Source organism: Aeromonas sp. 600886, assembly GCF_049174935.1.
GTDB lineage: Bacteria > Pseudomonadota > Gammaproteobacteria > Enterobacterales > Aeromonadaceae > Aeromonas > Aeromonas veronii_A.
This window is the reverse complement of record NZ_JAAKUB010000034.1, coordinates 1-18,341: the sequence shown is the minus strand read 5'-3', so window position 1 is coordinate 18,341 and position 18,341 is coordinate 1. Positions and strand designations below refer to the sequence as shown.

General features: G+C 58.9%; 14 protein-coding genes. 12 read left to right on the top strand and 2 right to left on the bottom strand.

The features are described 5' to 3' along the window. The first annotated feature begins 214 nt into the window (after nucleotides 1-214). From G5179_RS19550 to G5179_RS19540, 3 genes are read left to right on the top strand one after another with little or no spacing between them, the layout of a single operon-like run. The gene (locus tag G5179_RS19550) at nucleotides 215-2,137 is read left to right on the top strand and encodes a PrkA family serine protein kinase (protein ID WP_421258955.1); all 1,923 of its coding nucleotides are present in this window, start codon (nucleotides 215-217) and stop codon (nucleotides 2,135-2,137) included. Nucleotides 2,138-2,160: 23 nt separating this feature from the next. Continuing rightward, entirely contained in the window at nucleotides 2,161-3,432 is a 1,272-nt protein-coding gene (locus tag G5179_RS19545) for a YeaH/YhbH family protein (RefSeq protein WP_064341232.1), read from the top strand. Nucleotides 3,433-3,441: 9 nt separating this feature from the next. Continuing rightward, entirely contained in the window at nucleotides 3,442-4,962 is a 1,521-nt protein-coding gene (locus tag G5179_RS19540) for a SpoVR family protein (protein ID WP_421258954.1), read from the top strand. 168 nt (nucleotides 4,963-5,130) lie between these two features. Here G5179_RS19540 and fadJ read toward each other — a convergent pair whose 3' ends face one another. Further along, nucleotides 5,131-7,278 carry a fatty acid oxidation complex subunit alpha FadJ gene (fadJ, locus tag G5179_RS19535; RefSeq protein WP_421258953.1) on the bottom strand — a complete coding sequence of 716 codons (2,148 nt, stop codon included), beginning with the start codon at nucleotides 7,276-7,278 and terminating at the stop codon, nucleotides 5,131-5,133. Beyond that, the gene (gene fadI, locus G5179_RS19530; protein WP_421258952.1) at nucleotides 7,278-8,588 is read right to left on the bottom strand and encodes an acetyl-CoA C-acyltransferase FadI; all 1,311 of its coding nucleotides are present in this window, start codon (nucleotides 8,586-8,588) and stop codon (nucleotides 7,278-7,280) included. Before fadI ends, fadJ begins: the two co-directional genes overlap by 1 nt. Before the next feature lie 183 nt (nucleotides 8,589-8,771). Between fadI and G5179_RS19525 the strand changes: the two genes are divergently transcribed. The 9 genes from G5179_RS19525 (at nucleotide 8,772) to G5179_RS19485 (ending at nucleotide 18,173) form a co-directional block, all read left to right on the top strand. Then, nucleotides 8,772-9,722 carry an AAA family ATPase gene (locus tag G5179_RS19525; protein WP_421258951.1) on the top strand — a complete coding sequence of 317 codons (951 nt, stop codon included), beginning with the start codon at nucleotides 8,772-8,774 and terminating at the stop codon, nucleotides 9,720-9,722. Beyond that, nucleotides 9,713-10,615 carry a DUF58 domain-containing protein gene (locus G5179_RS19520; RefSeq protein ID WP_421258950.1) on the top strand — a complete coding sequence of 301 codons (903 nt, stop codon included), beginning with the start codon at nucleotides 9,713-9,715 and terminating at the stop codon, nucleotides 10,613-10,615. Before G5179_RS19525 ends, G5179_RS19520 begins: the two co-directional genes overlap by 10 nt. Further along, nucleotides 10,600-11,139 (top strand): DUF4381 family protein, encoded by a 540-nt coding sequence (locus tag G5179_RS19515; protein WP_421258949.1) that lies wholly within the window; start codon nucleotides 10,600-10,602, stop codon nucleotides 11,137-11,139. Before G5179_RS19520 ends, G5179_RS19515 begins: the two co-directional genes overlap by 16 nt. Continuing rightward, entirely contained in the window at nucleotides 11,136-12,128 is a 993-nt protein-coding gene (locus tag G5179_RS19510; RefSeq protein WP_421258948.1) for a VWA domain-containing protein, read from the top strand. Before G5179_RS19515 ends, G5179_RS19510 begins: the two co-directional genes overlap by 4 nt. Next, nucleotides 12,119-13,570 (top strand): VWA domain-containing protein, encoded by a 1,452-nt coding sequence (locus G5179_RS19505; RefSeq protein WP_421258947.1) that lies wholly within the window; start codon nucleotides 12,119-12,121, stop codon nucleotides 13,568-13,570. Before G5179_RS19510 ends, G5179_RS19505 begins: the two co-directional genes overlap by 10 nt. A gap of 20 nt (nucleotides 13,571-13,590) precedes the next feature. Further along, nucleotides 13,591-15,102 carry a BatD family protein gene (locus G5179_RS19500; RefSeq protein WP_204385366.1) on the top strand — a complete coding sequence of 504 codons (1,512 nt, stop codon included), beginning with the start codon at nucleotides 13,591-13,593 and terminating at the stop codon, nucleotides 15,100-15,102. A gap of 13 nt (nucleotides 15,103-15,115) precedes the next feature. Further along, nucleotides 15,116-15,715, top strand: a complete 600-nt coding sequence (locus tag G5179_RS19495; protein WP_421258946.1) for a sigma-70 family RNA polymerase sigma factor — start codon at nucleotides 15,116-15,118, stop codon at nucleotides 15,713-15,715. Then, entirely contained in the window at nucleotides 15,708-16,487 is a 780-nt protein-coding gene (locus G5179_RS19490) for a DUF3379 domain-containing protein (protein WP_227342808.1), read from the top strand. The genes G5179_RS19495 and G5179_RS19490 overlap by 8 nt, the downstream gene beginning before the upstream one ends. Nucleotides 16,488-16,889: 402 nt before the next feature. After that, complete coding sequence (locus G5179_RS19485) at nucleotides 16,890-18,173, top strand: outer membrane protein transport protein (RefSeq protein WP_421258945.1); 1,284 nt, start codon at nucleotides 16,890-16,892, stop codon at nucleotides 18,171-18,173. Nucleotides 18,174-18,341 lie beyond the last annotated feature (168 nt).

Below are 18,341 nucleotides of genomic sequence, written 5' to 3'. Positions count from 1 at the left end.
ACCTCACTGTCGTGGCAAAAATAATTTAACAGTCAGTAACATAGCGGTGTTGTTGACTGACCCTCCCCGCAAAAGGATCGGGCAGGTTTCTTCAGAATTTAACCTATCAACCGTGATGGATTACTGGAGTCTGTTGACTAGGCTTTAAAAGCGCACAACACAAAAGCAGTCATCCACTTTTTTCAGGGTAAGCGACTATAACGAGGGCAAAGTTATGGGCATATTCGAGCATTACCAACAGCGATATGAAAAAGCGAGAGAAGAGGAATATACCATTCAGGAGTTCCTGGATATGTGTAAGCAGGACAAAGCCTGCTACGCCTCTGCCGCCGAACGTCTGCTGACCGCCATCGGTGAGCCAGAAATGGTAGACACCTCAGCCAACCCCAGACTGAGCCGACTCTTCTCCAACCGTGTCGTGGCACGCTATCCCGCCTTCAAGGATTTCTACGGGATGGAAGAGGCCATCGAACAGATCGTCTCCTACCTCAAACACTCCGCCCAGGGGCTGGAGGAGAAGAAACAGATCCTCTATCTGCTGGGCCCCGTTGGCGGCGGTAAATCCTCGCTGGCAGAGAAACTCAAATCCCTGATGCAGAAGGTGCCCATCTATCGCATCAAGGGCTCACCGGTCAACGATCACCCCTTCTGCCTGTTCGATATCGAAGAGGATGGTGAGATCCTGGAAAAAGAGTACGGCATCCCACGCCGCTACCTGCGTCCCATCATGTCCCCCTGGGTGGCCAAACGCCTGCACGAGTTTGGCGGCGACATCACCAAGTTCAAGGTGGAGAAGGTCAACCCCTCCATCCTCGACCAGATCGCCATCGCCAAAACGGAACCCGGTGATGACAACAACCAGGACATCTCCTCACTGGTCGGCAAGGTCGACATCCGCATGCTGGAGCACTTCGCCCAGGATGATGCCGATGCTTACTCCTACTCCGGTGCGCTGTGCAAGGCGAACCAGGGGATCATGGAGTTTGTCGAGATGTTCAAGGCGCCTATCAAGGTGCTGCACCCGCTGCTGACTGCAACACAGGAGGGGAACTACAACGGCACCGAGGGGCTCTCCGCCCTCCCCTTTGACGGCATTCTGCTAGCCCACTCCAACGAATCCGAATGGCAGCAGTTCCGCAACAACAAGAACAACGAGGCCTTCCTCGACCGGGTCTACATCGTCAAGGTGCCTTACTGCCTGCGCGTCTCGGAAGAGGTGAAGATCTACGAGAAGCTGCTGATCAACAGCGAGCTGACCGAGGCCAAGTGTGCCCCGGGTACCCTCGAGCTGCTGAGCCAGTTCTCTGTGTTGTCACGGCTGAAAGAGCCGGAAAACTCCAGCATCTACTCCAAGATGCGGGTCTATGATGGCGAAAGCCTGAAAGACACCGACCCCAAGGCGAAGAGCTATCAGGAGTATCGCGACTACGCCGGTGTAGACGAAGGTATGAATGGTCTCTCTACCCGCTTTGCGTTCAAGATCCTCTCCCGCGTCTTCAACTTCGACCACGCGGAAGTGGCCGCCAACCCGGTGCACCTCTTCTATGTGCTGGAGCAGCAGATCGAGCGCGAGCAGTTCCCGCAAGAGCTGCACGATCGCTACCTTGAGTTCATCAAGGGTTATCTGACCCCGCGCTATGTGGAGTTCATCGGCAAGGAGATCCAGACCGCCTATCTCGAGTCCTACTCCGAGTACGGGCAGAACATCTTCGATCGCTACGTCACCTACGCCGACTTCTGGATCCAGGATCAGGAGTACCGTGACCCCGAAACCGGCCAGCTGTTTGACAGAGCATCCCTCAACAGCGAGCTGGAGAAAATTGAAAAACCTGCCGGGATCAGCAACCCGAAAGATTTCCGTAACGAAATCGTCAACTTCGTGCTGCGTGCCCGGGCAAACAATGCAGGCCGTAACCCCAACTGGACCAGTTACGAGAAGCTGCGCACCGTGATCGAGAAGAAGATGTTCTCCAACACGGAAGAGCTGCTGCCGGTTATCTCCTTCAACAGCAAAACCTCGGCTGAGGAGCAGAAGAAGCACGATAACTTTGTCGAACGGATGATGGAGAAAGGCTACACCCGTAAACAGGTGCGACTGCTCTCCGAATGGTATCTCAGGGTACGCAAGTCATCCTGACCCTGACTGTTCAAGGGGGAGTTATGGCGCATTTTATCGACCGCAGGCTCAACGGCAAAAACAAAAGCGCTGTCAATCGGCAGCGCTTCATCCGCCGCTACAAGAAGCAGATAAAACAAGCGGTCTCGGATGCTGTCTCCAAGCGCAGCATTCAGGACGTAGACAAGGGCGAGAGCATCAGCATCCCGACCAAGGATATCGGCGAACCCCATTTCCATCAGGGGCAAGGCGGTAAACGGGAGATGGTGCATCCCGGTAATGATCAATTCGTCTCCGGCGACAAGATTGACCGCCCCAAAGGAGGGGGCGGCGGACAGGGTTCCGGCGAGGGGCAGGCATCCAATCAGGGTGAAGGGGCCGATGACTTCGTGTTCCAGATCTCCAAGGATGAGTATCTCGATCTGCTGTTTGAAGATCTGGAGCTGCCCAGGCTGCAGAAAACCCAGCTCAACCAGCTAATGGAGGTGAAAACCTATCGGGCGGGCTACACCTCCAACGGGGTGCCCGCCAATATCAACGTGGTGCGTTCCCTGCAAAATTCACTGGCGCGGCGCATGGCGCTGCAAGCGGGCAAGAAGCGCCAACTGCATGAACTGGAAGATAGGCTGGCTCTGCTGGCTGCCGATCCCAACGAGCACTTTGCCGAAATCGCCCTGCTCGAGAAGGAGATCAGGGAGCTGAAACGACGGATCGATGCGGTGCCGTTTATTGACACCTTCGATCTCAAGTTCAACAACTTCGTCAAACGGCCCGTCCCTTCCAGTCAGGCAGTGATGTTCTGTCTGATGGACGTCTCGGGCTCCATGGATCAGGCCACCAAGGAGATGGCCAAGCGTTTCTATATCCTGCTCTATCTGTTCCTAAGCCGGACCTACAAGAACGTCGAGGTGGTCTATATCCGCCACCACACCCAGGCCAAGGAGGTGGACGAGCACGAGTTCTTCTACTCCCAGGAGACAGGCGGCACCATCGTCTCCAGCGCCCTCAAGATGATGAATGACATCATCAACGAGCGTTACCCCGCCAACCAGTGGAATATCTATGCGGCGCAGGCGTCGGATGGTGACAACTGGGCAGATGATTCACCGCAATGCAGGGAGATCCTGGTGCGGGACATCATGCCAAGGGTGCGGTACTACTCCTACATCGAGATCACTACCCGTGCCCACCAGACCCTGTGGCACGAATATGAGTCGGTAGCCAGCCAGTTCCCCCACTTTGCGATGGAGCACATTCGCAAGGTCGAGGATATCTATCCGGTGTTCCGCGAGCTGTTCAAGAAACAAGCGGCGTGAGGAGGTCACATGATCGAAACTGAAAAACGTGTAGCGCCACTGGATGACGGACCAGACTGGAACTTCGATCTGCTGGAGACCTATCACCAGGAGATCGCCCGGGTCGCCCGTTTCTACAAGCTGGACACCTACCCCAACCAGATCGAGGTGATCACCGCCGAGCAGATGATGGATGCCTACTCCAGCGTCGGCATGCCCATCGGCTATCAGCACTGGTCGTTCGGCAAGCGTTTTATCAATACCGAGCGCAATTACAAGCGCGGACAGATGGGGCTGGCCTACGAGATCGTCATCAATTCCGATCCCTGCATTGCCTATCTGATGGAGGAGAACACCATGCCGATGCAGGCGCTGGTGATGGCCCACGCCTGCTACGGTCATAACTCCTTCTTCAAGAACAACTACCTGTTCAAGGCGTGGACCGATGCCTCTTCCATCATCGACTACCTGCTGTTTGCCAAAAAATACATCACCGAGTGTGAAGAGAAGCACGGCATCGAGGCGGTGGAGCAGTTGCTCGACTCCTGCCATGCCCTGATGAACTTCGGGGTCGATCGCTACAAGCGTCCCCAGAAGATCTCGATGGCGGAGGAGAAGCGGCGTCAGAAGGCGCGGGAAGATTATCTGCAGACTCAGGTCAACGAGCTATGGCGCACCCTGCCAAAGCAGCATAAAGCGGCAGGGGTGGAGGACAGACGATATCCTGCCGAGCCTCAGGAGAACATTCTCTACTTCATCGAGAAGAATGCCCCCTTGCTGGAGCCCTGGCAGCGAGAAGTGGTACGCATCGTGCGCAAGATCAGCCAGTATTTCTATCCACAAAAGCAGACTCAGGTGATGAACGAGGGGTGGGCCACCTTCTGGCACTACACCATCCTCAACCACCTCTATGACGAGGGCAAGCTGAGCGATCGCTTCATGATGGAGGTGCTGCACAGCCACACCAACGTGGTCTATCAACCGGCTTACAACAGTCGCTACTACTCAGGGATCAACCCTTATGCGCTGGGGTTTGCCATGTTTACCGACCTGCGCCGCATCTGCGAGAACCCAACCGAGGAGGATAGATACTGGTTCCCGGATTATGCCGGCAGCAACTGGGTGGAGACCCTTCATTTTGCCATGCAAAACTTCAAGGACGAGAGCTTCATCAGCCAGTTCTTAAGCCCCAAAGTGATGCGCGACATGAAGCTGTTCGCCATTGATGACGACGATCTGAAGAACTACATCAAGGTCTCCGCCATCCACAATGACGAGGGGTACCGTCAGGTGCGCAACACCCTGTCAGCTCAATACAATCTCAGCAATCTGGAGCCCAATATTCAGGTCTACAACGTCGCCGTGAAGGGGGATCGATCCCTCACCCTGCGCTATGTGCCCCACAACCGCATCCCCCTTGGCGACTCACGCCATGAGGTGCTCAAACACCTCCATCAGCTGTGGGGGTTTGATGTAGTGCTGGAGCAGGATAACGGCGAGCTGCCGCCCGATATCATAGGTCGTTGCCCGGAGCGCAAACCGGGGATCTGACCCGTGACCCGATATCTCGACGGCCCACTTCGGTGGGCCGTTTTTTAATCGGTTGCTTCTGCCAGCATGAGCGCTGCCCAAGCCGTACAACCCGAACAAACCACAACACAGAAGGAGGCCCGCATGGTGTGCGGGCCTCTTTGCCTTGCGGTCACTCTGCAGCGATTATCAGTAGAAGGTCTGCTGCTCCGCGGCCATCGCCTTGAGGCGGGCACAGGGAGCAAACCGGTCGCCGTGGCGCTTCTGGTAATACTCCAGACGACCAACCAGATGATCGATCCCGAGTGTATCCATATAGCGGAACGGGCCGCCGAGGAACGGCGGGAAGCCGATGCCGAAGATGGCCCCGATATCGCCATCACGGGCCGAGGCCACCACACCGCTATCCAGCGCCATGGCGGCTTCGTTGAGCATCAGCAACACACAACGCTCGGCAATCTCCTGACGGGCTAGCTTGGCGGAAGGTTTGATGCCGAGCACGCCATAGACACTCTCGTCCACCGTCTTCTTGCCCTCTTTGCCGGTCAGCTTGTTGCGCGGTGCCGCCTTGCCATAGAGATAGAAGCCCTTGCCGTTCTTGCGCCCCTTGCGATCGTCTTGCAGCAGCTTGTCGAACGCCTTGGGTGCCTGGAACTGCTCGCCGCCCAGCTCTTTCTCGAGAATGGGGGAGATCTTGGCACCCACATCGATCCCCACCTCATCGAGCAAGGTGATGGGACCAACCGGGAAACCAAAGTCCAGCAGCGCGCTGTCCAACACCTCCACCGGCTCACCTTCCAGCACCAGTCGCGCCGCTTCATTCATGTAGGGCGCGAGGATGCGGTTGACGTAGAAACCGGCTTCGTCCTTCACCACGATGGGCGTTTTGCCCTGGGCACGGGCAAAGGCCAGGGTGGTGGCGACCGTCTCGGCACTGGTGCCAGCGTGGGGGATGATCTCCGCCAGCGGCATCTTGTCCACCGGGCTGAAGTAGTGCAGCCCCACGACCCGCTCCGGATGTGCCGCCTCTGCCGCAATCTTATTGATGGGCAGTGACGAGGTATTGGAGGCAAACACTGTATGCTCACCGCACTCACGCTCTACGTCTTTCACCATCTGGTGTTTGAGCGCGAGATCTTCAAACACCGCCTCCACCACCATGTCCACCCGGTGGAAACCGGAGTAGTCGAGGGTGCCGGTCAGCAGGCTCATCTGCTTTTCCAATTCGCTGCGCAGAATGTGACGGCGCTTGAGCTTCTTGGCCAGAATGTCATAGCTGTAGCGCATGGCATTGCCGATCCCGGAGCTTGCCACATCCTTGATCCGCACCGGCACGCCCGCCTTGGTAGCGGTGACGAACGCGATGCCGCCCCCCATCAGACCACCGCCCAGCACAGCAGCATGGGCCACTTTGCGCGGCTCGGCCCCCTGATAGTTGACCTCTTTCTTCATCTCGGTGGTGGCAAAGAAGATGGAACGCAGGGCGGCAGACTCAGCAGTCATCACCAGCTCGCCAAAGTAGCGGGATTCGGCAGCCAGACCGGCCTTCATCCCCTCCTCCACGCCGATGCGCACAACATCCAGGATCCGCTCCGGCGCCGGGTAGTTGCCGCGGGTCTTGGCTTTCACCCCCTTGCTGGCCTGATCGAACAGCACCTTGCGGCCCAGCTTGTTGGTCTCCAGCACCTTGCCCTGCAGATCCCGCTTCAACTGATGGCGCGGTTTACCCTTCTTGGCCAGCTTGATGGCAGCATCCAGCAAGATTGACGGCGGCACCACATCGTCCACCAGCCCCAATTTCTTGGCTTGTTTGGCACGAACCTGCTTGCCGGTCAGCATCAGATCCAGCGCCTTGGCCACCCCGATAAGGCGCGGCAGACGCTGGGTACCGCCAGAACCCGGCAATAAACCGAGCTGCACTTCCGGCAATCCCAGCACAGATTTGCCATGATCGGTCACCACCCGGCCATGACAGGCCAGCGCCAGCTCCAACCCGCCACCGAGGCAGGGACCATGAATGGCGGCGATCACCGGAATGGTCAGCCCCTCGATCTCGGCGAAGATTTCCTGCCCTTCCCGCGACAGGGTCTCGGCATCCTTGGCACTGGTGCAGGCGGCCAGCATGGTGATGTCAGCGCCGGCGATGAAGGAGTCTTTCTTGCCGGAGGTGATCACCAGACCGATCAAATCCTTGTTACGTTTCACTTCGGCCAGCACGGTGCGGATCTCCTCCACAAAGGCAGCCTTGAGGGTATTCATGCTCTCGCCCGGCACATCCATGGTGAGGATACCGATGCCATCTTTGCGAACATCCAGGGAAAAAGTCTTAGCGCTCATTATTCAACCTCCAACACCATAGCCACGCCCAATCCACCCGCCGCACAGGCGGTGTTGAGTCCCAATCCCCCACCACGACGACGCAGCTCGTGCAGGGTCTGGGTGATCATCCGCGCACCGGTCGCGGCAAAGGGATGGCCATAGGCCAGCGAACCGCCGAGGACGTTGAATTTGTCCATGTCCACCTCGCCGATAGCCTGATCGCGGCCCAGCTTGTCACGGGCAAACTCGTGGCTTGCAAACATCTTGAGGTTGGCCAGGGTCTGGGCGGCAAAGGCTTCGTGCATGTCAATCAGGGTGAGATCGCTGAGCGTGATGCCGGCTCTGTCCAGCGCCAGCGGCGTGGCATAGGAGGGGCCCATCAGCATGTCCTGCCACACATCGATGGCCGAGAAAGCGAAGCTACGGATATAGCCAAGCGGCTCGAGACCCAGCTCTTTGGCTCGCCCTTCCCGCATCAGCAGCACGGCAGCGGCGCCGTCGGTCAGCGGGGTGGCGTTGGCGGCAGTCACTGTGCCATGAATCCGATCAAAGACCGGCTTGAGCTTGGCGTAGCTCGCCAAGTCCGAGCCCTCACGGATATTGTTGTCCCGCTCGAGCGGCGACTTGTAGGGCGGTACATGGGCGGTAAACACCTGGCCACTGAGCTTGCCCTCGGCCCATGCTTGCGCCGCCAGGGTATGGGAGCGGTGCGCCAGCGCATCTTGCGCCTCGCGGCTGATCTGGTGGCTCTTGGCCATCTGCTCGGCGGTCTGTCCCATGGAGAGGCCAGTGGAATATTCCGCCACCGCAGGCGGCACCGGCAGCAGATCCTTGACCCGCAACTGGCGCAAAATATTGAAACGCTGCTGCAGATTGCGCGCCTTGTTGAGATCCACCAGGGCGCGAGCCAGCTTCTTGCTCACCCCGATGGGCAGCACGGATGAGGAGTCAGCACCACCGGCAATGGCGATATCTACCGTACCGGCCATGATGGATTCGGTGACGTTAGCCACCGCCTGAAAACTGGTGGCGCAGGCACGAGAGACGCTATAGGCATCGGTGTTGACGCTCATATCGGTGCCGAGCACGATTTCACGGGCAATGTTGGGGGCTTCCGGCATCTGAACCACCTGGCCAAACACCAGCTGGTCGATAAGCTTGGGGTCGAGATCGGTGCGGGCGAGCATCTCGCTCACCACCAGTTTGCCGAGATCCACCGCAGGCACGCCATGAAAGGCGGTGGCCTGCTTGGCAAAAGGGGTTCGCAGCCCCGCCACGACGGCAATCCGTTCGCCCTGGCGAGTCGTCAGTTTCAATGGCTGTTTCATCCTGGCTCCTTGGGTTTATAAGGGAGAGGTCTGACCTCATTGCGCCACATCTTAACAATCCAATCACAAGTTTCATACAGCTGATTGAAACTAAATTCAGCAAGGCTGGCGCCCTTCACTCGCCCTTGTGGCTCAAGTGGAGTATAAAAAGATCAACTTCCATAAAAACAACGGGTTTATCGCATGTCAGCGGCGGAGTTCAAACAACTGAGGGACTATCTTGCCAGTCAAATTCTGGGACAGGATGAGCTCATCGAAGGGCTGTTGATCGCCCTGTTATGTGAAGGACATGTATTAATCGAAGGCGCTCCCGGCCTTGCCAAAACCCGTGCCGTCAAGGCGCTTGCTGGCGCTGTCGAGGGGCGTTTCGCTCGCATCCAGTTCACCCCTGATCTGCTTCCGGCAGATCTGACCGGCAGCGAGGTGTTTCACCCGCAGGATGCCAGTTTTGTATTCCAGCCCGGCCCCCTGTTCAATCATCTGATACTGGCGGACGAGATCAACCGCGCGCCGGCCAAGGTGCAATCTGCGTTGCTGGAGGCGATGGCAGAACACCAGATCACCGTGGGCAAAAAGAGCTGGCGCCTGCCGCCGCTCTTTATGGTGGCCGCCACCCAGAACCCCATCGAGCAGGAGGGAACCTATCCCCTGCCGGAAGCACAGCTCGACCGTTTCTTGCTCAAGCTGATAGTCGATTATCCGAGCCCGGCCATGGAGCTCGCCATCTTGCAGCTCAATGCCGGTGGTGAACAGCTTGGCGCAGCGCCAGTGACCCTGAGCCAGACCAGCTTGCAGGGTGCTCGCAGCGAAGTGCTGGCGGTGACCATGCAAAGCAGACTGGAGCACTATCTGGTGGAGCTGGTCTGCGCCACCCGCCCGGGTAGTGGCCTTTGCCCTGCCCTTGAGCCACTGATTGCCGTAGGGGCCAGCCCCCGCGCCACACTTGGGCTGGCTCGCTCCGCCCGCGCCCGAGCCTGGCTTGCCGGACGTGATTATGTGCTGCCGGAAGATATTCAGCTGCAAGCCTATCCGGTGCTGCGCCACCGCCTTATTCCCAGCTATCAGGCACTGGCCGACAATCTGGATAACGATATCCTGATCGCCCAACTGCTGGATCAGGTGCCATGTCCCTAACGCCGGACCTCCATCCCGATATCGCCCTGTCGCTGCCACGGCTGCTCAATATCCGGCTCTGGGCCAAGGCCAAGAAGCCACCTCACGCAGGCAGAAGCAGCAGCGAACGCGGCAAACCGGGCCGCACTCCCGGGCTCACGTTTCGGGAGCTACGCGCCTATCAGGCGGGTGACGAGGTTCGTCATATCGACTGGCGGGTGACGGCGCGCCTTGGGCGCCCTTACACCCGTCTCTATCGTGAAGAGCAGGATCAGGCGCACTGGCTGCTGCTCGATCTCTCTCCCGCCATGTATTTCGGCTCCACACTGCAGCTCAAGGCGCGACTGGGGTGCGAGCTGGCTGCAGCCCTGATCTGGCAAGGGGAGAAGCTGCACAACACCCTGATTTGCCACGGGCTTATCCCAAATCACCAGAGCCAGCGCGGCAGCGTGCTGCCCCTGCTCGAATCCCTCTGCCATCACTATCAGCAAGGGCTGGCCCGCCGGGCGCTTTCTCACTCGCTGGGCGACACCTTGTCCGGCGTGAGGCTGCCTCACGGTGCCAAGCTTACGATCATCACCGATCACAGACCCTGCGAGTCGGCGCTCTGTCAGCAATTGCAACTACTCTCCCGTCGCCACGATATTCACTATTGGCAGATCCGTGACCCCCTCGAGGCTGCCCTTCCCTCTGATGGCCAACTGCCAGTGGCCATTGATCGGCCAGGGCAACACTATCAAGGCTGGCTGGATGGGGGCCATGCCGGTTTCTCCCGCCGCTACCAGCAAGCTGCCGAACAGCAACTGACCCACGGCAAGCAGTTGCTGTTGCCATTGGTGCAGCGCCTCTATCTGCTCGATAACGGCCAGACGCTGCAACAGCAGTGGCAGGAGGGGTTATGTCATCAGGGATGAGCTCGCCCGCCGAACTCGACAGCGCCAGTCCCGCCTCCGAGGCCATCACTCCGCCGCTGGCCGCCCTGATGCGAGACATCCACCCGGGGCCGGATCTGATTGAACAGAGTCTTGACCCCAGAGTACAGGCGCTATTGTGGCTATTGATCACAGGTCTATTGCTGCTGCTGATCGTCCTGATTGCCCGCAGGGTGATACGTTACCGCCGCTGGTGTCGTCAGCTGGAGGGAGATCCGGCACTGCTGGTGGCACGCATACAGGAGGCCCTGCGTCATGAAGCACTGCAACGCTGGCCCGAGGCGCGCCAGCTGCAGGGAGAGGCGTGGCTCGCCTTCGTCGATCGTCACGGCGGCAGCAATTTTAGCCAGTTCTCGTCTCACTGGCACAGTTGGCTCTATGGCAGTCAGAACCCGACTCGCGAACAGTGCGAACTGCTTCGGCTACATTATCACCGCTGGGGTCAGACCCTCTTCTTGCAACGCTCTCCCCGCTCGGGGCGTAAAACCGCGCGGAGGCATCCATGATCCTGGCCTGGCCCTGGTTTGCGCTGGCGCTGGTGCTGCCCTTGCTGGTGCGCTTCGGCTTGCCGCCCCTGCGCCGCGGCTATCTGGCTCACCCCGGGTTTGCGCTGCTGCGTCCTCAGGCCGGATTACCGCTCTGGCGCGCCATGCTGCTCTGGTGCGCCCTTATCCTCGCCCTCTGCCGCCCCCAGTGGTGGGGGGAACCGGTTATTCAATATGAAGGGAGTCGGGATCTGCTGCTGGCGGTGGATTTGTCAGACAGCATGCGCACCCCGGATATGCTCGATAACGGCGAGCAGCAAGCACGGCTAACGGCGGTGCGCCAGCAGATCAAGGCGTTGATCGCCAAACGGGCCGGAGACAGGGTGGGCCTCATCGTATTTGCCGATCACGCCTACCTGCTCTCTCCCCTCACTCAGGAGATCCCGGCGCTGTTGACCTTGAGCAACGAGATCGATTTTGATCTTGTCGGCCGAACCACCGCCCTTGGCGAAGCCATCCAGCTGGCACGTCAGCATGGAGATCCGGGTCGCCCCACCGCCCTGCTGCTGGTCACTGATGGCCGCAATACCGCAGGCAATGCCGACCCACTGCAGGAGGCCAAACTCGCCGCGGCACAGGGAATACGGATCTACACGCTGGGGGTCGGGGCCGATCCCGATACCTTTATTCAACCCTACGATGAGGCGGGCAGCGGTCAGGCCGATCCCAGCAGCGAACTGGACGAGCCGCTCCTGAAAGAGCTGGCACAGACAGGCCAGGGGCGTTACTTTCGGGCACGCACCCAAAGCGATCTCGATGCCATCAACGCGACCCTCAATACCCTTGAACCGGCCCCCATGCCGATTGCCCAGTACCAGCCGGTGATCGAGCTCTACCCCTGGCCGTTGGCACTGCTTTGTGGCTTGCTGCTTCTGCCATCAGGGCACGGCAGACTGGAGTTTCGCATGGTGCGTAACTGGCTGGCACAAGGCGCGCTCAGATGGAGCTGATCTTGCTCCGCCCCCTGTGGCTGATCGCACTCATCCCCTGGCTCTGGCAAGGGTGGCGCCGTCGTCGCCAGTCCCCGCTGCTCGCACCTGCGATGCAGGCTTATCTGCTGCCAGCATCCCGTCCTCAACGTCCCTGGCTCTGGCTGGCAACCCTGCCCGTCATTTTGGCCCTGAGTGGACCGGCACTGCGCGGTGAGCTGCAACAGCAGCCTGCAGCACCGCTCGATATCTGGCTACTGGACTTGTCACGCTCGATGACCGCCACCGACCTCAAACCGGATCGGGCGACTCGGGTCAGATGGCAGTTGCAGCAGCTGTTGAGCCACGCCAAGGGCGAGCGCATTGCGCTGATCCTCTACGCAGGCGACGCCTACCTCGCCATGCCGCCCACCCGGGATCATCAGGCCCTTTCGCTGCTGCTGCCCGACTTGCGCCCCGATATCATGCCGTTGCAGGGCAGCAACCCGGCACGGGCGGTGGAACTTGCCATGAAGCAGATTGCTCCCGGTGAACAAGCGCGTCTGCTGCTGATCACCGACGACCTCACCCAGAATCAGATGACCCAAATCGCCGCCCTGTGGCCCTGCCAGCAACGCCTTCTTTGCCGCGACACCCAGTCGGCACGCCTCGATATTCTGCTCGCCAGCAGCGGTCAACCGGCCCCCATGCCCGCCATTCCGGCCAATGAGTTGGGGTTTGCCACCCGCATGCCCGCGCAGTTGCCCGCCCCCGATAGTCAGGCCATTGCCGCACTGGCCAATCGCCTCGGCGGTGAGCTGCAATGGCTTGATAGCGATGTACCCCGATTTGCCCCTCTCCCCGCCACGACCTCAGCCCTCACCCCGGCGCCACTGGATCTTGGCCCCTGGCTGCTGATCCCCTTGTTACCACTGGCCTTGCTGGCCAGAGCCGGCGCCCGGTTGATGATGGCGCTGATGGTGGGTGCTCAGCTGCTTGCGCCGCAAGATCTGCAAGCAACAGAGAGAGGAGACCTGCAAGCGATACAGGCTTATCAAGAGGGGGATTTTCAGCAGGCCGCCCGCACCTTCAACGATCCGGTCTGGCGCGGTAACGCCTGGTATCGAGCCGGTGCCTATCGGCAAGCCATCTCAGCCTATCAGGAAGCGGCGAGCGCCACTGCCCACTACAACCGCGGCAATGCCCTGCTGCAACTGGGGGAGTTTGCCGCAGCCAAAGAGGCCTATCTGGCCGCTCTGGCGCTCGAACCCGGGCATGAAGATGCGCTCTATAATCTCTCTCTGTTACAGGGCGCTGCGGCGGCCGCTCCCGATACCAGCAACAGTAAGCAGCCCGAACCATCGGCAGCTCAGCAGGCGACGGCAATGCCCTTGCCCTCCTCTCCCCCGGTGTTGCTGCTGGAGCAGCGACTGCGTAAAGAGGCGCTGCGCCGGGATCTTATCAAGGTGGAGGAGCCCTGGTGACGCGGGCAGGATGGGGGTTGTTGCTCGCACTGGTGAGTCCACTTTGCTGGGCCTTACCCCCCCGGGCAGAGCTGCTGCCGGGGGCTGACCCCAGCGATTGGCTGCTGATCATCGAAGCGGATGGCGAGCGCCAGAGCAGCGAACTGGAGATCACCCCATTACTGCGCCAGTTTGCGGTGGGCAGAGTGACCATGAGCCGGGTCACCACCCCGGTACAACAACTGACTCGCTGGCAGATCCCGCTGCACCAGAGCGGTTCACCTGCAAATACCGAGGTGGTGATTGCCCCGCTCAAGCTGGGAAATGAGTTTACCCCCTCGCTCACCCTGCCATTGAGAGAGGCGAAAACTGCCTCGCTGCCGCAACCCGCAGCCCCCTCGCCCCTCGAGATGCAGGCCAGCCTTGAGCATCAGGGCCCGCTCTATCCCGGCCAGCCGGTGATCTACCGGCTGACACTGTGGCTGCCCACCAGTATGCAAAACCCGGCCCTGAGCGAGCTTAGCTCTGCCCACTTCACTATCCGTCGCCTCGGTAGCGACGAGTGGATCGCCCCCGCTCAGGCTGGTCTGCCCGGCAGGCTCACCCGCAGCTGGCTCGTTCAGGCAAAAGCGCCTGGGCTATGGCTCCTCGACTCACCCCGCTTGCAGGGGCAGCTCACGCAGCAGGGGAGCAAGCCGCAAAAACTCTCGGCCCGCGCGGCACCGCTCGAGGTGAGGGTCGACAAGGCACCCGCCACGCCGGTGGCCACCCGGCTGACCCTGAGTCAACGGCTTGAACCGGCCTCCAAGGGGGAAGTGGGTGAACCGCTGATCCGGATCCTCACCCTGACCATGGAAAATGGTGACAGCGGCCAGATCCAGCTTGCCCCCCTGATGGCCCATCAACTGCCAAGCGGCATACAGGCACATCCCGATGGCGAGCAACAGCAGGAGCGTTACCGAGATGGCAAGCTGCTGTTTGAGCGACAGTGGCGCCAGACTCTGGTCGCGGAGCAGAGCGGCGACTACCAGCTGCCCCCCATTGATCTGCCCTGGTTTAATACCCAAAGTGGCCGGATTGAGCAGGCCAGCCTGCCCGCCATCACGCTGACGTTTCAGGCAACGACAAATCGGCAACCTGATCAGCAGACATCGCAGGTGGCACTGCGAGAGAGCCTTTGGTGGGTCGTGCTGGCCATAACGCTGCGTACGCTATGGCGCAACGGGCCCCGTTGGCGCGCCTTCTATCAACTGCAACGAGCCCTTGCCCGACACCAGCCGGATGCCAGTCGCAAGACGCTGATCCGGTGGGCGACCTTGCGCTGGCAGGTCTCCTATTATCAATTAGGCCAGTTGCCTGACGCTGGGCATAATCGGCTCGGCAACGCGCTAGCCGCACTCGAGCGAGCCTGTTTTTCACGACCCTCTTCTGGCCCCCCCATCGAGTGGCGCGCTCTGGCGCGTACCCTCAGGGCAGATGAAGCTGCCGGTATTGCGCACCTGATTTACCTGCTGGCGCACGGGAGTTACCGCTTCCGCCGCCACGCCCCCTGACAAGGATTGCTCTATGGCACTGCTGTTTTTTAGAAAAAAACGTGCTCAGCAGCATATTGGTGGAAATGATCCGGCCATTTCGCCGGTCTCTGATCCCATGGCTGACAAACAAACCAAATTTGAAGCACTGGTTCATGCGCTGCACGGCGATCTATACCGGTATGCCTACTGGCTGACCCGGGATCCCAACGTAGCGGAAGATCTGGTGCAAGAGACCTTTCTGCGAGCATGGAAGGCTATCGACACCCTGCAGGATGACAAGGCGGCCAAAGGGTGGCTGATCACCATCCTCAGACGGGAAAACGCCCGCCGCTTTGAACGCAAACAGCTGGAACTGATTGATCTCGACGATCACCCTCAACCCCAGCACGATGCGCTGCACAGCGAACAGGAGATGGAGAACGAGTGGTTGCACCGTCACATCGCCCGGTTGCCCGAGGAGTATCAGGAGCCACTGCTGCTGCAAGTCGTGGGAGGATTCAGTGGTGAGGAGATTGCCGAGCTGCTCGGCCTCAACAAGAACACCGTTATGACCCGACTGTTTCGCGCCCGCAACCAGCTCAAGGAGGCGATGGAGCAGAAGAACCAAGCAAGAGGACACGGACATGGATGAACTCGAATTTCGCCGCAACGCCATGATCCAGCCCAACGATCAACAACCGGACTTTCTCAAAACTGCTGAAGCAAGCCAGGCCAATCGGAACTACCTCGACGAGATGAAGCAGTTCGACAGAAGCCTCAAGCGCACCATGCAGGTAGAGGTTCCCGCCGGACTGGCCGAGCGGATCCTGCTCAGGCAAGCCATGCTGCAAGACAGTGACGCGCCAGATGATATGCCGCCATCCCGCCCCCTTGGCACGGCACCGGTCAAGATCCGGACATCGACATCCTGGCGCCAGATCGCCCTGGCTGCATCGGTCGCCTTCCTGCTGGGAATGAGCACCCGCTGGATCACGCTGCCAGAAACGGCTCCTGCGGCCCTCTCCCTCGCACAGGTGGCGATGGCTCATGTCTATGGTGAAGAACCCTTTATTGAAGGTGTCGATGAGCAGGTCAATCTGCATAGCATCAATGCCAAGATGGAGAAGTATGGCGCCACCTTAAGCGGGATGGATGGACTCAAGGTGACCTATGTCAATCACTGCTCGTTTTATCAGGGACCGGCCTTGCACATGGTGATCCAGGGAAAGATGGGGCCAGTCACTCTCTTTTTAGTGCCCAAACATGTGCCATTAACCCTGCAACAGGACACCTTTGATGATGGCACCCTCAAAGGGGAGATAGTCCAGCTCAAAGGCGCCAATATGGTACTGATTGGCGAGATGAAAGAGCCACTTGCCCCTGTTGCCAACGCCCTGCAGTCACGTCTGCAGTGGGACATTTAACATCGCTGGTTAACAACCTCAGAGCCATCCTCAATAGCAGGCGGCGGTCACGAGCCGCTGCCTGTTCCCTCCCTGTTTACTCCCCTTTGTCACTCATTTGCCTCAAGATTTCGAAAAATTGACAAAATTATTTTTGTGACGGAGATCGGCAATCCAGGTCAATATTCCGCCTTTAGACCCTGAAAATGATGAATTAAACAGCAAGTTAAAACAAATGATTAACACGTCGATCACTTTTATGTATTCTGCTGTCACTGGTCTGATTTCTTACCTCCTACCAGATCCATAGAATCACGCCAGAATTGATTGGGAAGAAGCTGAAATAAAAACGGATTTTGTCGAGGTTTGCATTGAACGTGCAGCCAATATCGGCAAAAAAATCTGCCTACAAGAGAGAACACCATGACGACAACTATTTTCAAGAAGAGCCTGATTGCCGCCACCATCGCGCTGGCCACCGGTCAAGTCCATGCCGCGGCATTCCAGTTGAACGAGCACTCGGCCTCCGGTCTGGGTCGCGCCTATGCCGGTGAAGCGGCTATCGCCGACAACGCCTCCGTGCTGGCCCGTAACCCGGCTGCCATGACCACCTTCGACAAGATGGCGGTTTCTGTCTCCGGCACCTACATCAAGCCGGATGTCGATGTGAATGGCAGCGTTGCTACGCCTCTGGGTACAGTTCCTGCCAGCGAATCAGGTATTGCTCCGTCAGCATTCGTTCCTGCCGCTTATTTTATTCAGCCGCTGAATGACCAGTGGGCTTGGGGTATCGGCCTCTTCTCAAATTACGGGCTATCTACCGAGTACTCCAAAACCTTCCCGGCTGGTGCCGGTGCCGGTGATACCGAGCTGATGACTCTCAATATCAACCCGAACATCGCCTATCGTATCAATGAGCACTTCAGTGTGGGTGCCGGTATCAACGCTGTTTACGGTGCTGCCGAACTCAACCGCTATGCTGGTCTGCTGGGTCCGCTGAACCCACCGAGCCAGGGTGGCCCGCTGGCAACAGATACTCGCCTGGCTCACCTGAAAGGCGATACCTGGGGCTTTGGCTGGAACGTTGGCACTCTGTACGAAGTCAATGAGAACCATCGCTTTGCTCTGACCTACCGTTCACAGGTCGATATGAGCTTTGATGGTGACTTCCAGGGGCTCACTTCAGGGAACCGCACTGTTGATGGCAATCTGAAACTGGATCTCCCTGCTCAGGCCGAGTTTGCCGGTTATCACCGTTTGAATCAGCAATTCGCCGTTCACTACTCTGTCAACTGGACTGACTGGAGTGCCTTCCAGGAGCTGAAAGCAACCAGCGGCCAATGCGCTGGCGGCGTATGTCTGCAAAAGGATGAGAAGTTTAAAGACTCTACTCGTTACTCAATCGGCGGTACCTGGTATATCAACCCGGCATGGGAAGCTCGCATGGGCTTTGCCTATGACAACACCCCGATCGAAGCTGACTACCGCAGCCTGAGCATTCCCGACTCAGACCGTATCTGGTACAGCGCCGGTGCCACCTACCATATCAACACCGATATGAGCGTTGACTTTGGTATGGCTTATCTGGACGGTAAAGAAGTTGACGTCAACGAAGGTCTGCGTAGCCACTCCGACAGCCTCCGTTGGAAAGGTACTTCCCACGGCAACGCCTTCCTGGCCTCTGCCCAGTTCAACATGAAGTTCTGATTATTGATAGAATTGAAAGAGCGCCGTCAGGCGCTCTTTTTTTATTCGACTGTCCCGTCCTGAATATGGTTTACACCTTTCCCCCCAATACATGGAGAACCCGATGGGACAAGGTGTGAAACGGACACAGCGCGATTACTCGCTGACTTTTAAACTGGCACTGGTCGA

Bases quoted from the DNA above. Each gene is read 5' to 3' on its own strand.
- G5179_RS19550 (WP_421258955.1), top strand. From the start codon at position 215: ATGGGCATATTCGAGCATTACCAACAGCGATATGAAAAAGCGAGAGAA.
- G5179_RS19545 (WP_064341232.1), top strand. From the start codon at position 2,161: ATGGCGCATTTTATCGACCGCAGGCTCAACGGCAAAAACAAAAGCGCT.
- G5179_RS19540 (WP_421258954.1), top strand. From the start codon at position 3,442: ATGATCGAAACTGAAAAACGTGTAGCGCCACTGGATGACGGACCAGAC.
- fadJ (WP_421258953.1), bottom strand. From the start codon at position 7,278: ATGAGCGCTAAGACTTTTTCCCTGGATGTTCGCAAAGATGGCATCGGT.
- fadI (WP_421258952.1), bottom strand. From the start codon at position 8,588: ATGAAACAGCCATTGAAACTGACGACTCGCCAGGGCGAACGGATTGCC.
- G5179_RS19525 (WP_421258951.1), top strand. From the start codon at position 8,772: ATGTCAGCGGCGGAGTTCAAACAACTGAGGGACTATCTTGCCAGTCAA.
- G5179_RS19520 (WP_421258950.1), top strand. From the start codon at position 9,713: ATGTCCCTAACGCCGGACCTCCATCCCGATATCGCCCTGTCGCTGCCA.
- G5179_RS19515 (WP_421258949.1), top strand. From the start codon at position 10,600: ATGTCATCAGGGATGAGCTCGCCCGCCGAACTCGACAGCGCCAGTCCC.
- G5179_RS19510 (WP_421258948.1), top strand. From the start codon at position 11,136: ATGATCCTGGCCTGGCCCTGGTTTGCGCTGGCGCTGGTGCTGCCCTTG.
- G5179_RS19505 (WP_421258947.1), top strand. From the start codon at position 12,119: ATGGAGCTGATCTTGCTCCGCCCCCTGTGGCTGATCGCACTCATCCCC.
- G5179_RS19495 (WP_421258946.1), top strand. From the start codon at position 15,116: ATGGCACTGCTGTTTTTTAGAAAAAAACGTGCTCAGCAGCATATTGGT.
- G5179_RS19490 (WP_227342808.1), top strand. From the start codon at position 15,708: ATGGATGAACTCGAATTTCGCCGCAACGCCATGATCCAGCCCAACGAT.
- G5179_RS19485 (WP_421258945.1), top strand. From the start codon at position 16,890: ATGACGACAACTATTTTCAAGAAGAGCCTGATTGCCGCCACCATCGCG.